Consider the following 16,569-nt stretch of genomic DNA (forward strand, 5'->3'; position numbering starts at 1 on the left):
CTTCAATCTTCAAAATATATTTTCATAAGTTCATCATAATGTTTTTTTCTATATTCAAGTATTTTTTCATTTACTTCATAAACTTTTTCTTGTTGCTTAATCCAATAACTCTGATCCTTCTGCGCATTTAGCTCTTCTACTGTTTTTCCTTGCTGCTCAACCCAGGTATAATATTTTAAATTATGCCATCTTTCTCTAGAATATTTATCACCTTCAAAGATCCAAGAAGGCTCTTTGTATAATAAAATTCTTTCAGTTCGTGCTTTAGCTTCTGCTCTATCAAGTTTTCCAAACTTTTCCTCTAAATCTTTCATAACTGAATAATATCTCTCAATTGAATCAGTAGCAACAATAAAAATATTATCATCAGACGTAAAGTTATAATACTTTGCTACTTTTATTGCTCCAATCAAATTAGCAACTCCCGAAATCCCAAATTTGTCTGATATAAAATCAACCATATCTTTTGGAGCAAATTCTTTCAAAAATTCAATTCCCACTGGATCGCTTAAAACTTGAAGCATTTTCTTTGATTCCATATCGTCAACTAAAACAACTGCGTCATTATTCATAACATTATGAATCCATGTAACATGTTTATCACCAATACCTTGAATATCGTGACCACCATATCCGTTAAGAGAAATTGTTGGACATTGTAATGGCTCAACAGCAACTACTTTAGCTTCTGAAAATTCTTGTTTTACTCTATCACCAGATGCTATTGTTCCAGCAGAACCTACACCTAAAACAACTGCCGAAATTCTAGAATTTCCAATTTTTTTATTTTTTACTAATTCGATCATTGTATTTCCTGTAACATAGTAATGAAATCTATAATTGCCAAATTCTTCAAATTGGTTTAATATTCTTACATGTTCAGGATCCTTATTATATAGTTCTTTTGATTTATCGTATATTTCTTTAACATTTGATTCGCACCCAGGTGTTGCAATAACCTCAGCTCCATATTTTCTAATAATTTCAAATCTTTCTTTACTCATAAGTTCTGGAAGTAAAACAATAGATCTATAATTCATTCTAGATGAAACCCAAGCTCCTCCAATTCCATAATTCCCGGTTGATGGCCAAATTAATGTATGTTTCAATGGATCCACTTCTCCGTAAACAGTTTTTTCTGCCAACACTGAGTATGTTGCACCAACTTTATGACTTCCTGATGGAAATTCTTTTGCATATAAAACAATTATATTAGCATCAACTCCTGTAATATCTTTCGGAACTTCAAAATAATAAATTTCATTATTTTCATCTTTCCATGTGATATTAAACAAGTTAATTGGATGAAGTGGATCTTTCTTTTTCATTTCAATAGCTCTTTTCCTAATTTTTGGATCAATCTTTTCTGGATTAAGCATTTCTTCAAAAGTTGGTCCAATAACAGGAACCTTTCTCATCATAATTTTCCCTCCTTAGTATTTTTAACTATTTCCTCTAAAGAAATAGGTATCTTATTTAAAAAACTACCTATAGCATTTGAAACTGCATTTAAAACTGAAGGTGGTGAAGTCATTAGCGATGGTTCACCCAATCCTTTTGCACCGAATGGTCCTTCTGAGAATTCCTCTTCCACAAAATACACATGTATTTTCTCAGGAATGTCTTTGATAGTTGGGATTAAATAATTATTGAAATTAGTAGTGAGTATTTTTCCACTATTTTGCTTTATTTCTTCCATAATAGCGTATCCCATCCCTTGAATTACCCCACCTTGAACCTGACCAACAGCACCTTCTAAGTTTATAACTTTACCAATATCATGACAAACCCAAGCTTCTTTCAATGCAACTTTTCCAGTTAACAAATCAACTTCAACAAGAGAAAGTTGCGTTGCAAAACTGTATGTTATATATGCCTCACCAATTCCATTTTCGTGATCAAAATGTAATTTAGGAGATTTATACCATCCAACCTCAGACAACTTAACGTTATTGTCGTTACATAACTTTGCAATCTCCTCAAAAGAAAATACTTTTTCTCTTATAAAAACTTTTCCATCTAAAAAACTAATTTCATTTTCACCTACACCAAAATAAGAAACTAGAAATTCAACTATGTTCTTTTTTAATTTCTCAGTTGCTATTTTTAAAGCATTACCACTAAAGAATGTAGTCCTTGAAGCTACAGTCGGCCCACTATCTTGAATAAACAATGTCTCAGGTTGCAAAACCCTAATCTTTGAAATATCTTGTCCCAATATTTCCGATACTATTATCGCCATTGTTGTTTTTGCACCTTGCCCCATTTCGGTATTACCTATCATTACATTAATAGTACCGTCTGATTGAACATTAATTGTTGCAGTAGCACCATCAAGATGTTGACCACCTGCTCCTAAACTTACACCATAAAAAATATGGGACCAACCTAATCCTAGTTTTTTTAATTTAGAGTTTTTATTATATTCTAAAACTTCTTTCTTTAAAATTTCATAATTTGATGCCTTATAAATTTTTTCCAAAGTTTTTTTTGCCCCAACTGATTGAGTTAGCACATGTCCGGTTGACGTTTCTTTATTCATATCAAGTGCATTTCTCATTCTTATTTTATACGGATCAATATTCAACTTTTTTGCCGCACGATCCATTATCGATTCAATCGCTACTAAAACTTGAGGCGAGCCAAAGCCTCTAAAAGCTCCACAAGGCACTTTATTTGTATATACTCCATATACATCAACACTTACATTTTTTACTGAATAAGCTCCACTTGCATGTACCATTGTCCTATACATAACTATTGGGGAAAGAGTTGAATAAGCACCCATATCTAAATAAACTTTTGTCTTGATTCCCAAAATTTTTCCATCTTTTGAAAATGCAACTTTGTAATATGACTTACTAGGATGTCTTTTACTTGTTTCTTTAATATCCATTTCTCTTGTATAGATTAATTTAACAGGTCTTTTTGTAATATATGATAAAAGAGCAGCCTTTGATGCTATGTAGGATGGAACATCTTCTTTTCCACCAAATCCTCCTCCAGTTTCAGTCTGTATTACATTTAATCTATTTAATTCTATTCCCAATATTTTTGCTACGTCTTTTTGAACATAAAATGGGCATTGCGCACTAACATAAATTTCCATTACCCCTCTTGGAGTATAATTTGCAACAACACCTTGTGTTTCCAAATATGAATGTTCTTGATACCCTGTTTCAAATTTTTCATCTATAATAAGATCCGCTTTTGAAAAAGCATCATCAACATTTCCTCTTCTAATTTTTCTATGAAAACCAATATTTGATTTTCCATTAACAATTATTTTATCTTTTATCGCTTCATCTATCGATAAAACAGGTGGTAACTCCTCAATTTCTACTTTTATTAATTTCCTAGCTTCTTCAATTGCATGCTTAGATTCAGCAGCAATCAGTGCTAATACATCTCCTTCAAATCTAATTTTTTCCCCTACAGGAACAAGAAAATTCATATCATCTATAACATGACCAAATTTATTAACTCCTGGAACATCTTTGTATGTCGCTATGTATACTACTCCAGGAATTTTCTTTGCTTCCGAAATATCTATATTTTTCAATATTCCATGTGGAACATTAGCATAAACTACTCCTGCATATAACATATTTTCAAAATAATAATCTGCTACGTATTTAGAAATTCCATAGGCTTTTTCTAATCCATCGATTCTCTCTACTTTCTTTCCAATTACATTCATAAATTACACCTCCACAAACAAATCAACTATTTTCTGTTTTTCAACGTCAATTAGTCCTTTATCTGTAATCTTTAATTTTGGTATTACAGCAAGTTGTAAAAAGTGTATTTGCATTAGGATATCACTATTTACCCCAATTTCTACTAAAGAATTTTTTAATTTCCTCAATTCTTCAACCACAAAACCATAGTTTTTGTCTGACATTAACCCCGCTATTGGAAGTGACAAAGAAGCTATAAGCTTTTTATTTTTTACAACAACGATTCCTCCATTTAACTCCTTTATCCTACTTATTGCATAATTCATATCCTCGTCATTTGTTCCAACAACAGTCAAATTATGAGAATCATGACCAATTGTAGTTGCAATTGCCCCATTTTTGATTGAAAGTCCGTGAACAAAGCCAATTGAATAACCGCTTGCTTTATGTCTATCAAAAACTGCTATTTTTATAATATCTCTGTCAATGTCTGAAACTACGTAACCTTTTTCAACCTTTGGCTCAAATATTAGTTCATCTGTTAAAAGAGTCCCAGATTTTACAGATATCACACGTATTTTTCTATTCCTATTTTTAATACTTAAAGAATAGTTTTTTACAATATTTATTTTTCCTAAAGTATTTGGAATATTACGAATTATACTTTCAACATTCATATTGATTCTTCTGTCCTCAACTACAATCTTTGAATCTTTAATAACAAACCTTATATTAAAATCTTTTAAACTATCTACAAAAACAATATCTGCTTTATAACCAGGCGAAATTGCACCCATACTTCTCAAATTAAAATATTTAGCAGTATTAATTGTTGCCATCCTAATTGCAATTATTGGATCAATTCCATTATCAATTGCACTTTTAATAATTCCATTTATATGACCTCTCTCAATTATGTCATTTGGGTCTCTATCATCAGTACAAAAAGAGAAGAAAAAGTGGTTCATTTCATTTACTGCTGGAAGTAATGCATTCAGGTTTCTGGCTGCTGTCCCTTCTCTAATAAATATTTGCATTCCTTTTGAAAGTTTTTCTAATGCTTCTTGCTTTGTTTCACATTCATGATCAGATCGAACAAAAGCATCAATATATGCATTTAACTCTTTTCCAGTTAATCCTGGTGCATGGCCATCAATCTTTTTATATTTATGTCTTAATATCTCAATTTTTGTAATGAGCTCTCTATCACAATTTAAAACACCAGGATAATTCATAACTTCTCCTAAAGCGATAATTCTAAACGGATATTTTTCAACTAAGCTCACCATATCTTCAGCACCAAGTGTTGCTCCTGATGTTTCAAGATTTGTTGCGGGCACTGCAGATGGAATTGCGAAATAGACATTTAACGGTATACCTTCAGTTGCCTTAATCATGTATTCAATACCTTCTACACCTAAAACATTTGCAATTTCATGTGGATCTGCAATAATTGTTGTCGTACCAAAAGGAAGGATTAATTTTGCAAACTCAGTAGGCGAAAGCATAGAACTTTCAATATGAACATGAGCATCAATAAGTCCAGGAATTGCAAATAGGCCTTTTGCATCAATAACTTCCTTTCCAACTTTATAATCATCTCCAATTCCTGCAATTCTTTTTTTATAAAGAGCAACATTAGTTTTTTCAATTTTTCCTGTAAAAACATTCACAAGATTAACATTCTTTATTAATACATCAGGCATTTTTTTTCCCAAAGCAACAGGAACAATTTCATATATTTTCATCTTATCCCTCCTTCTTTTTAGGAAGATTATATAAAAAAATCACCCTTATAAAAAAGGGTGATTTTTTACCTTATTTAATAATAAATTCTAAAAATTATGAAATATTATCCTTTTTAACCTCTCAGTAATTGTAAAATATTTTGTGGAAGTGTATTTGCCTGAGCAAGCATTGCCATCCCTGATTGAATTAATATCTGCTGTTTTGTAAAGAACATCATTTGTTTAGCCATATCAGCATCTCTTATTCTACTTTCTGACGATGTTAGATTTTCTGATGAAACACCTAAATTAGCAATTGTATGTTCCAATCTATTTTGCATTGCTCCTAATTTTGAGCGAATTCCACTTACTTTATCTATTGCAGCATCTATTAAACTTATTACCCTTTCTGCTCCATCTTGCGAGGTAACATCAATTAAACTAGTGATAAGTCCCAAATTTTTTGAATCAACAGCGTCAATTCCACCAACCATATTTGCTCCCTCATTTGCACCAATCTGGAAAACCAAATAATCAGAACCAGTGTATTTCCCTTCAATTCTTGCAACCGCAGCATCAATAACTTCACCACTTGGTAATCCATTATAATTTGAAATTGATATGACAGTTGAATCCCATCTTAAAGTAACCCCACCTACTACAACATATCCTTGAGAAAAAGAAGTAACAATTGTGCTATAAACAGATGAACTTGTTACTAAAGTTATTCTTACATCCAATGCACTTGTAGGTGAACCTCTAAATTGTCCTACCTCAACCAAATAAGTACCTTCTTTAGCATTTTGATTTAAAGTGTTAATTGTTAAATCTATTATTCCACCATTTACAATATCTGCTTCAGCATTTGCTCTAAAACCTTCTAAACTTCCATTCAAAAGCTTTTTTGTATTAAATTCAGTTGAACGGGCTATTCTATCAATTTCTTGACGTAATTGTTCTATTTCAGCTTGAATATTTTCTCTATCAACATCAGTATTTGTATCACTTGCTGCTTGAACTGCAAGTTCCCTCATTCTCTGAAGTATTGAATGAACTTCATTTAATGCACCTTCTGCTGTTTGAATTAAAGATATAGCATCTTGTGCATTCTTTCTTGCCATATCAAGTCCTTTAATTTGACCTCTCATCTTTTCACTTATTGCAAGTCCAGCTGCATCATCAGCTGCTCTGTTAATCCTTAATCCTGATGATAATTTTTCCAAAGTTTTTGTCATATTTGAATTAGTTAATGAAATTTGCCTCCAAGCATTTAAAGCACTTAAATTATGATTTATTCTCACTTTTTACACCTCCTATTCTTTTTCTAACAAATTTTTCTTTATTAATTATTTATTTTCCTAAAAAAAAATAGCATCTCACCATAAGGTGAGATGCTATTTTAAAGAAATTCTTATTATTTTAACGATCCAGGGAAATGACAAGCTACAAAGTGACCAGGTGATACTTCTTTCAATTGTGGCTCTTCTTTAGCACAAATTTCTTTTGCTACAGGACATCTTGGATGAAATCTACATCCACTTGGTGGATTAACAGGACTTGGAACATCTCCTGTTAAAATTATCCTCTTTTTCTTATATTCTGGGTTTGGAACCGGTATAGCACTCATTAATGCTTTTGTATATGGATGTAATGGATTATCAAATAATTCTTTCTTTGAAGCATTTTCAACAATCTTTCCTAAATACATAACGACAACTCTATCAGAAATATATTTAATGACTGATAGGTCATGTGAAATAAATAAATAAGTTAAATTATGTTTCTTTTGAAGTTCAAGCATTAAGTTAATAACTTGAGATCTAATGGAAACATCAAGTGCTGCTACTGCTTCATCGGCAACTATTAACTTTGGATTCATTAATAATGCCCTTGCTATTCCTATTCTTTGACGTTGCCCTCCTGAAAATTGGTGAGGAAATCTATACATATGTTCTCCATGAATACCAACTTCTTCTAAAACTTCTTTTACCTTATCTACTACTTCAGATTTTTTTATCAGACCATGCAATACAGGTCCTTCAGAAACAATTGTCTTAACTCTAATTCTTGGATTAAGAGAACTATATGGATCCTGAAAAACTATTTGCATCGTTCTTCTAAAATCTCTTCTCTTTTCAGTAATATTATCTAAAAGTTTGCTATAAAAACCACTTTCGCCTAGTTCGTCATATATTTCATAGTATTCTTTATCAATTCCTGTAAATTTTGATGGATCTTCTTTTTTAAATTTCTCTATATACATTTTCTTTAAATATTTCTTTGCCTTATAACGTGGCATAAAATAATATGTTGTATCCTTTCCGTCTACTATAATTCTTCCAGATGTAGGTTCATAAAGTCTTAAAAGCGTCATTCCGGCAGTAGTTTTTCCACAGCCTGATTCACCAACAAGCCCAACAGTCTCCCCCTCATAAATTTCAAAGCTGATGTCATCTACTGCTCTAACCCATGCTACAACTCTTTTAAATACTCCTGCACGAATTGGAAAATACTTTACAAGATTATCAACTTTAACTAATACTTTTTTTTCACTCATGCACTTTCACCAGCCTTTTTGAGTTTCTGAGCCTCTTCAATTTTTTTATAATAAAAACATCTTGAATAATGATTTTTTCCAACTTCATATAACGGTGGAATTTCCTTTTTACATCTTTCATCTGCAAACTCACATCTAGTATTAAATCTACATCCTGGTGGAAAATGCAATGGATCAGGAACAATTCCAGGAATATTATAAAGTTTATCCTGCTCAATATCTAACCTTGGAATTGAATTCAAAAGTCCCCAAGTATATGGATGCCTCATTTCTTTAAATAATTCTTTTACATCAGCTGTTTCCATAACCATTCCACCATACATTACAACAACTCTATCGGCATTTTCTGCAATAACACCAACATCATGCGTAATTAAAATTATAGCCATTCCATACTCTCTTTGTAATTCCTTCATTAAATCAAGGATTTGCGCTTGAATAGTAACATCAAGTGCGGTTGTTGGTTCATCAGCAATTAATAATTTTGGCTTACATGAAAGTGCCATTGCAATCATTGCTCTTTGCCTCATACCACCAGATAATTCATGTGGATATTCATCAACACGTTTTTCTGGTTCAGGTATTCCAACTTTTCTTAGCATGTCAATTGCCATTCTTCTAGCTTCTTTTTTATCAACATCTTGGTGCAACAAAATTGCTTCCATAATCTGCTCACCAATTGTAAAAACTGGGTTTAAAGCTACCATTGGTTCCTGAAAAATCATTGCAATATCATTACCTCTAATTTTTCTCATCTCATCTTCTGATAGCTCTAAAAGATTCTTTCCTTCAAAAATTATTTGACTTCCTTCTAAAATTTCACCATTTGGATCCAACAATCTTAAAATTGATAATGAGGTAACACTTTTTCCACTACCGGATTCGCCAACAATTCCAAGTGTCTCGCCGGGATAAACTTCAAAATCCACACCGTCAACTGCTTTAACAATTCCATCTTCTGTATGAAAATAGGTCTTTAAATTCTTTACTTCTAATAATGGTTTTTTTTCCAACTCAATCACTCCTTTTATTTCAATTTCGGATCAAAGACATCTCTTAAAGCATCACCTACTAAATTCCATGCTAATACAAACAAAACCATTGCCATGCCAGGATAAAAAACCGTATACCAGTAAGCTAGTGCTTGACCACTAGCACCTAATATATAGTTTCTTGTATAGTTAAGCATTGAACCCCAATCAGCATAACCAATTGGAGCACCAAGTCCTAAAAATGAAAGTGCAGCAGCTGTAATAACCAAAGAACCTAATCTCATTGTAGCTTGAACTAAAACTGGAAAGATTGTGTTTGGAAGCACATGTCTTACAATTATAATAAAGTTTTTTATTCCAAGAGCTTTTGCAGCTAGAACGAATTGTTCTTCTTTAACTTGCAATATATTTGCCCTAATTAATCTTGCGACAGCCATCCAACCAAAAACTGTCATTGCAATCATAACTTTATCTAAACCACTTCCTAATATTGTTGTTAATACCATTGCAGCTAATAAAAATGGAATTGATAAGAAAATATCTGTAACCCTCATTAGAATTTCATCTATCCAACCACCAAAATAACCAGCAATTGATCCTATTATTAAACCAATTATTGTTGATAAAGTAACAACTGTTAAACCAATTTTAAAAGCAGTTCTTGTACCCCAAATTACTCCGTAATAAATGTCTCTACCTGCAATCATACCAAAGGGATGATCTTTACTTGGTGGTACTGGATCTGAATTCCAAGAAAGAATTGGCATTATGTATGGATCTTCAAGTTTCATTGGATTTCCATTTTCATCTGGAAACATTGGATTAACAGGCGGTGCAAGCAATGGCGCAAATGCAGCAATCAAAGCAAAAAATATTAACAATGAAAATCCTAGAACTGCAGAAGGATTTCTAAACAATTTTCTCATTGTTCTTTTAAACTCTGTATTCATCAACATCCACCTCCTTAACCTAGTCTGATTCTTGGGTCTAATATTGCGTATAGTATATCGATTATTAAATTTCCAACCACAAGCAATGTTGAATAAAATAAAGTACTACCTAAAATTGCTGCATAATCAAGCTGAGTTGCTGCCTGAGCTGTAAATCTTCCCATACCGATTCTATTAAATATAACTTCAACAATAACAGTTCCTGCAAGCAAGCCAATAACCATCGCTCCTGCTACAGTTACAACAGGAATCATCGCATTCTTTTTGGCATGTTTGTGTATAACTTCTTTTTCAGGAACTCCTTTTGCCCTAGCCGTTCTAACATATTCTTTACCAAGAACTTCAAGCATACTCGATCTTGTAATTCTTAACAAATACGCCCACCAAAGCCAAGAAATTGTTAGAATAGGTCCAATTAAGTGTCTCAATGCATCCCAGAAAATATCAAGCCTACCATTTAATAATGAGTCAATTGTTAATAGATGTGTTATCTTATGAAAACTATCTGATTTTACAATTGAATCTGCCCAATCACTCAAAGTTCCTGGTGGAAACCATCCAAGAACTGAATAGAAAATCATCAATATTATCAATCCGAATACGAAATCTGGAAGTGACCATCCAACTATTGCAAAAATCCTTATAAAATGATCTATAAACTTGTCTCTATTAACCGCAGCAGTAACACCTAACCAAATACCAACAGCAATAACCGGTATAAATGCATATAGTGCAAGCTCAATCGTATAAGGAATTCTTTCTTTAATAGCATCAGCAACTGGTTGTTTTGCCGTAACAGACCAACCTAGATCTCCTTTTAAAACTCCACCAAGCCATTTAAAATATCTTGTCCACATTGGATCTTTTAATCCATATTTTTCAATTAATTTATCAATTTCCTCATTTGATAGCTTATCAAAAAGATTTGGATTAACGTATGCTGAAATCATTTTTTCAGGGCCTAAGATCTCTGTAAAACTAAATATTATCAAAGTAACACCAAACAAAATCAGTGGAAGTAGCAAAAGTCTCCGAATAATATACGCCGTCAAGTTTAACACCTCCTGAATTTTTTAAGTTTACATCAATATTATTATAACAGCAGTAAAAAATGTTTCAAGTCTGAATTAAACTTAATTTTAATTTAAATCTTGTAATTTTTAATAAATACTTACAAATATTCCTTTAAACGTAACGCTATCTTTTTACCAACTATCTTCGAAAGTTCATCAAGAGGTGCCATTTTTATATTTTCTATACTTTTATACTTTTTAAGCAGTAATTTTTTCCTTTTTGGTCCAATTCCTGGAATATCGTCTAGCTTGCTTAATGTATAATTTTTTAACTTTAAGCTACCACTAAAACTATTTGCCACTCTATGTGTTTCATCACGTATTGCTATTAAAGTACGCAAAACTTCATCATTTTCTTTCAATTTAAATTCTTTATTTTTTGTAACAATTATTTCTTCCTTTTTAGCAATACCAATTACATCAACATTTAGTCCCAATTCATTAAATGCTTCAATTGCAGCATTGACCTGTCCTCTTCCTCCATCTACAAAAATAAGATCAGGTACTTCATGTTTTGTATATCTTTTCCTTACAAACATCCTGATACTTTCAAAATCATCCAAAATATCACCAAGTTTATACCTTCTATATTCTTCTGGCTTTGGTACTCCATTTTCAAATACTACCAAAGATGCAACTGTAAATTTTCCATTTCTGTGAGAAATATCTGTCCCTTCAATTCTATATGGAATCTTTTTCAACCCTAATATTTCTTTAATCTTTTTTAAAGTATCTTTTCTCAGCCTTTTTGCTTTGAAATGTTCCTTTAAATTTTCATATGCTATTTCAAGTAAATATCTATCACTATCATCTAAAGAAACATTTATAGGTATATCAAACTCTATTTTATTTAAATTATTACTTTCGAATGTAACTATTTTTGTTGGTAAATCACTTTTCATTCCATAGTAAAATTGATATAAAAATTCTTCAAATGATAAATTTGCTTCATAAAAAAGCTTTGATAATAAAACTCCACCACGAACCTTTAAAACTAAAAAAACTCCTTTTGAATATGCAATATAGTCAACACATCTTTTATCTTTTAAAATCACACCTTGTGTGTTTAACAGTTTTTCAAATGATAATAACAAATCTCTATATTTAGCAGCATTTTCAAAATCAAGCATTTTAGAATGATAATTCATCTTTTGTTCAATGTAGTCTTTTACAAATTCAAAATCTCCTGATAAAACCTTTTTCAAATTATTTATTGCTGACATATAAATATTTTTATTTTCAAATCTACATGGTGCTAAACATGTTTTTAAATGGTATTCAATACAAGGTTTCTTAATTTTAGATAAATCTTTTTTGCAAGTTCTAAAACCAAAAATTTTTTGTAAAATCTCTAACAATAATCTTGTAAAAGTTATATTAGTAAAAGGGCCAAAAAATATTCCTGAACTTTTCCTACTTCTTGTAACTTCAACATACGGATATTCATCATCTGATATCCTAATATATGGATATCGTTCACCTTCTTTTAGCATTATGTTATACTTTGGTTTATGTTTAAATATTAAGGTAGCTTCTAATAATAATGCCTCTTTTTCATTTTTTACAACAATAACTTCTAGACTATTTGATTCCTCAATAATTAGCCTACTCTTTTCTTCTTTAAATGAAAAATGTGAACTAAGCCTTCTTTTTAAATTTTTTGCTTTTCCAATATAAATATATTCACTTCCATTCTTAAAGATATACACTCCAGGTTTTTCACTAACGTTATATAAAACACTTTTGTCTAACATTTGATCCCTCCATACAAAAAATGTGGGGATTCCCCCCACATTTTTCATAAGCAAAACTTTGCTTATTCTATATTTCGATTTTTAATACCAAAAATCAAAGTTATAACATATGCCCAACCGATAGAAAATAAAGCAACAAATGCAGCATCTTTAACCCAAATTAAATCAATTATCAAGAAGACAATCATTATTATTGAAAATAGTATAGCTTTTCTCATTGCCTTGCGAATATTCAACTTTGAAATATCACTTGCGGCTAGCATTGAGTAAATAGCAATCACCAAATATGCGACTGGCGATATTGACAATCCAAGTTTCGAGTAAAAATTTACAAAACCACCAGATACAAAAAATGCTAGAGAAACAACAAAAAATACCCATGAAACTACACTTGAAATGCCAAATGACGATTTAGCTTGTTGAATCACACCAAGCAATAATACAATTCCAATCACTATATTCATTATAAAAACCAAAACTGCATATGCGGTAACACCTAGCATTAATTATCACCTTCACTGCTAAGAAATTCCTTATATTCTTCCTCTGTCATCAATTCATCAAGCTCTGAAGGATTTGAAATTTCAATTTTTACCAACCATCCTTGACCTTCAGCATCTTCATTAACAAGTTCTGGCCTTGCATCAAGCTCACTATTTATTTCTACAATTTTTCCGCTAACTGGTGCATAAACATCACTTGCTGCTTTAACACTTTCTATTGATAACAAAACATCACCTTTTTTAACTTCTTTACCAACTTCTGGCAAATCAACATAAACAATATCTCCAAGCTCTTCTTGTGCATGCGAACTTATTCCAACATACCCGTTTTCATCTACCCATTCATGAGTTTTTGTAAATTTTTTCATGAAAACCCCTCCTTGATTTTATTTGTTCAATAATATTCTAACATATAAACTAACTATTTCAACTATCTAAAGAAAGTATATAAGTTTAATTCCAATAGAAAATTTGTAATTTTCCTGTATTAATAAAATTATTGAAATGTCATAAATCAAATGATAAAATGGACAATGTTTGGAAGAATTAAATCATGGAGGTGATTTAATGAAGATAGAATACTTTAAGAACGACAAATGCAATGTATGTAAAGCTATGCTTCCCAAAATCCAAACTATAGCAAAAAACTTTGATATTGATATTGAGGTAATTGACATTATAGAAAATCCTTCTTATCCAGCTCAAAAACTAGTATTTACAGTACCAACAGTAATAATATTGGATGAAGAATTTGAAATTAAACGATTTGCAAGAAATTTTAGTATTAGTGAGGTAATAAATACAATTGAAAGATACCTAGAAATAAGTAAAAAATAAGGCTAATAGGGAAATCCCTATTAGCCTATAATTAATTTTCCTACATTTAAGAAGATAAAGGACAATATATATGCTATCAAAAAACTATATATTACAGAAAAAGCAACCCACTTCCAACTTCCAGTTTCACTTTTTATGGCCGCAATTGTTGCAAAACAAGGAATATATAACATTACAAAAACTAAAAACGCATAAGCATTTACACTATTTAAAGACGCACCAAGAGCAATTTTTGCACTAACCATATCTCCCTCTGCAAATCCATATAACATAGACATAGTGGAAACTATTACTTCTTTAGCTACACCTCCAAAAAATAATGCTGTTCCAATTTTCCAATCAAAGCCTAAAGGTCTTAAAATATATTCTAGAGCTTTTCCAATATATGATGCATAACTTGTTTCAACATCTCCTTTATTTGGAAAATATGTAAGTCCCCAAACTAAAATGCTTGCAATTAGAATTATTGTTCCTGCCTTCTTTAAAAAATGACTTCCTTTATTCCACATATAAATTGCTATATTTCTAATTGTAGGTATTCTATACCTTGGCAATTCCATTACTAATGGCACACTTTCACCCTTGAAAAATACTTTATTGACAAAAAAAGCCGTAAAAGCTGTAACCAAAATACTTATAGCATAAATACTAAACAAAACCTCAGCTTTATATCTTGGAAAAAATATACTGATTATCATCATATAAACTGGTAATCTCGCACTACATGAAATAAATGGCGCAGAAAGTATAGTTCCCAATCTTTCTTTCTCATCTGGTAATCCTCTTGCAGTCATGATAGATGGAACATTACACCCAAAACCTAACAGTAAAGACATAAATGATCTTCCAGAAAGTTTCATTTTATACATTATTCTATCCAATACAAATGCTGCTCTGGGCAAATATCCTGTCTCTTCTAAAATACCTAACGCAAAAAACAATGCAAAAATATTAGGAACAAATACTAAAATGCCACCAACACCACCAATTAAACCATCCGCAATTAACGAAGTGAATAAACCATCACCAAAAGATTTTACATAATCTGCAAGTTGACTAAAAGAATAATCCAATATATCAGACAATGGCTGTACAACATCAAAAGTAAATTTAAATATTATATACATAATAGCTACTAAAATTGGAATACCAAATATTTTGTGTGTTAAAATATGGTCTATCTTATCATTTAAGGTCTTTATATACTCAATTTTGTTTCCTGAATAGGCTTCCTTTATTACATATTTTACATATTCATATCTTATTTTTGGAATTTGGCTCATTGCCTTCTCTTTAATAGTATTATCAATTTTTACTATATTTTCAAGTTTACTAACAAAATATTCATCTCCTTCTAAATATTTAAGAGCTGCATATCTTTTATTTTTAAATAAATCATCTGGAATTTGATCTTCAATATCTACAATTATCTTTTCATATTCTTTATAATCAAAAATAACATTTTTAATTTTTTTACCTTTTGCTATATCAACTATCATATCTTTTAACTCACTAATTCCTTCTCCAGTTTTTGCGGAAGTAAAAACCACAGGGACTCCAAAATGTTTTTGAAGTTCATACTTATCAATTTTTATCTTTTGCCTTTTAATTTCATCATAAGAATTCATAACTAAGATTACGCTTTTTGTAATCTCCAAGGTTTCTATTAAGAGATAAAAACTTTGTTCAGGATTTAAAGAATCAGCTATTAATAAAGTCACATTTGGAGGTGAAAAAAATAAAAAATCTCGAGTAACCTTTTCATCAATCGATTTTGATGACAATGAATACGTTCCAGGGAGATCTATAAAATGTAACGTATTTCCTTTCCATTCGGTTGCACCCTCAATTTTACTTACAGTAACTCCGGGCCAATTTGCAACATATTGCCTTGCACCGACAAGCCTATTAAAAATACTTGTTTTACCAACATTTGGATTTCCAACTAAAGCTACGGTCACAACCATATCAGATCCTCCTTAATATTATTTTGTTTTTCATCCCCTCACCTAAATGAATTTTACTATTATCCAAAAAAATTTCACCATTTTTCACTTGAATAATTTTTCCTTGCAAAATCCCCAATCTACTAACCTTATATAAAAATCTTCTTCCTCCACAAAATTTAACAACTTCATATTCACCATCATTTGCTAAAGATAATGGAATTAAATCATCTAACAATTCAACTTCAATAGTAGAAGCCTCTGAATTTCTCATAGATATTAATTTATTAAAAACTCTGTACATTCTTGGATCTCCCATAGGAGAGGCCCTAACAACTTCTATTATACTTTCAGGAATTAATCCCAAACCCAAAAGTCTGTTTTTAATTTTAGAATCTTTGATTGATACAATTTTCACTTTTACACATTCCGGTATTTTATCTAAAGTCAAATCTACTCCCCCTTTCTTATTGAAAATAATTCTCAACAAGATTTTATCAAAAGTTTTAGTTAAAGTCAAGTAGTGATATAATTTATATAGGACTAAAAA

General features: G+C 30.9%; 14 protein-coding genes. 1 reads left to right on the forward strand and 13 read right to left on the reverse strand.

What is annotated here, in order from left to right:
• Positions 1-2 precede the first annotated feature (2 nt).
• The 11 genes from HNP65_RS07675 to gcvH all read right to left on the reverse strand — a co-directional run bounded on the left by HNP65_RS07675 (position 3) and on the right by gcvH (position 13,604).
• The gene (locus HNP65_RS07675; protein WP_184619680.1) at positions 3-1,421 is read right to left on the reverse strand and encodes a PLP-dependent cysteine synthase family protein; all 1,419 of its coding nucleotides are present in this window, start codon (positions 1,419-1,421) and stop codon (positions 3-5) included.
• Positions 1,418-3,700: a xanthine dehydrogenase family protein molybdopterin-binding subunit gene (locus tag HNP65_RS07680; RefSeq protein ID WP_184619681.1), complete on the reverse strand. Its 2,283-nt coding sequence runs from the start codon at positions 3,698-3,700 to the stop codon at positions 1,418-1,420. Before HNP65_RS07680 ends, HNP65_RS07675 begins: the two co-directional genes overlap by 4 nt.
• A 3-nt stretch (positions 3,701-3,703) precedes the next feature.
• Entirely contained in the window at positions 3,704-5,428 is a 1,725-nt protein-coding gene (ade, locus tag HNP65_RS07685; RefSeq protein WP_184619682.1) for an adenine deaminase, read from the reverse strand.
• Between the two features lie 113 nt (positions 5,429-5,541).
• Positions 5,542-6,708, reverse strand: a complete 1,167-nt coding sequence (locus tag HNP65_RS07690) for a flagellin N-terminal helical domain-containing protein (RefSeq protein WP_184619683.1) — start codon at positions 6,706-6,708, stop codon at positions 5,542-5,544.
• 113 nt (positions 6,709-6,821) lie between these two features.
• A complete protein-coding gene (locus HNP65_RS07695; RefSeq protein ID WP_184619684.1) occupies positions 6,822-7,964 on the reverse strand; it encodes an ABC transporter ATP-binding protein in 1,143 nt (380 codons plus the stop codon).
• Positions 7,961-8,977, reverse strand: coding sequence for an ABC transporter ATP-binding protein (locus tag HNP65_RS07700; RefSeq protein WP_184619685.1), 1,017 nt, complete (start codon positions 8,975-8,977; stop codon positions 7,961-7,963). The genes HNP65_RS07695 and HNP65_RS07700 overlap by 4 nt, the downstream gene beginning before the upstream one ends.
• 14 nt (positions 8,978-8,991) lie before the next feature.
• Positions 8,992-9,906 carry an ABC transporter permease gene (locus tag HNP65_RS07705; protein WP_126993457.1) on the reverse strand — a complete coding sequence of 305 codons (915 nt, stop codon included), beginning with the start codon at positions 9,904-9,906 and terminating at the stop codon, positions 8,992-8,994.
• Positions 9,907-9,920: 14 nt separating this feature from the next.
• On the reverse strand, positions 9,921-10,958 hold the full coding sequence (locus HNP65_RS07710) for an ABC transporter permease (RefSeq protein WP_126993458.1): 1,038 nt from the start codon (positions 10,956-10,958) through the stop codon (positions 9,921-9,923).
• 119 nt (positions 10,959-11,077) lie between these two features.
• Entirely contained in the window at positions 11,078-12,733 is a 1,656-nt protein-coding gene (uvrC, locus tag HNP65_RS07715; protein ID WP_184619686.1) for an excinuclease ABC subunit UvrC, read from the reverse strand.
• 62 nt (positions 12,734-12,795) lie between these two features.
• Entirely contained in the window at positions 12,796-13,236 is a 441-nt protein-coding gene (locus HNP65_RS07720; RefSeq protein WP_184619687.1) for a hypothetical protein, read from the reverse strand.
• A complete protein-coding gene (gcvH, locus tag HNP65_RS07725) occupies positions 13,236-13,604 on the reverse strand; it encodes a glycine cleavage system protein GcvH (RefSeq protein WP_184619688.1) in 369 nt (122 codons plus the stop codon). Before gcvH ends, HNP65_RS07720 begins: the two co-directional genes overlap by 1 nt.
• A gap of 199 nt (positions 13,605-13,803) precedes the next feature.
• Here gcvH and HNP65_RS07730 point away from each other — a divergent pair, with 199 nt between their 5' ends.
• Complete coding sequence (locus HNP65_RS07730; protein ID WP_184619689.1) at positions 13,804-14,073, forward strand: thioredoxin domain-containing protein; 270 nt, start codon at positions 13,804-13,806, stop codon at positions 14,071-14,073.
• Between the two features lie 20 nt (positions 14,074-14,093).
• Here HNP65_RS07730 and feoB read toward each other — a convergent pair whose 3' ends face one another.
• Together feoB and HNP65_RS07740 are read right to left on the reverse strand one after the other, a co-directional pair.
• The gene (gene feoB, locus HNP65_RS07735) at positions 14,094-16,040 is read right to left on the reverse strand and encodes a ferrous iron transport protein B (RefSeq protein WP_184619690.1); all 1,947 of its coding nucleotides are present in this window, start codon (positions 16,038-16,040) and stop codon (positions 14,094-14,096) included.
• A 1-nt stretch (position 16,041) separates the two neighbouring features.
• Positions 16,042-16,470 (reverse strand): FeoA family protein, encoded by a 429-nt coding sequence (locus tag HNP65_RS07740; protein WP_184619691.1) that lies wholly within the window; start codon positions 16,468-16,470, stop codon positions 16,042-16,044.
• Between the last annotated feature and the right edge of the window lie 99 nt (positions 16,471-16,569).

It is taken from the genome of Thermosipho japonicus (assembly GCF_014201655.1).
GTDB classification, from domain to species: Bacteria; Thermotogota; Thermotogae; order Thermotogales; family Fervidobacteriaceae; genus Thermosipho; species Thermosipho japonicus.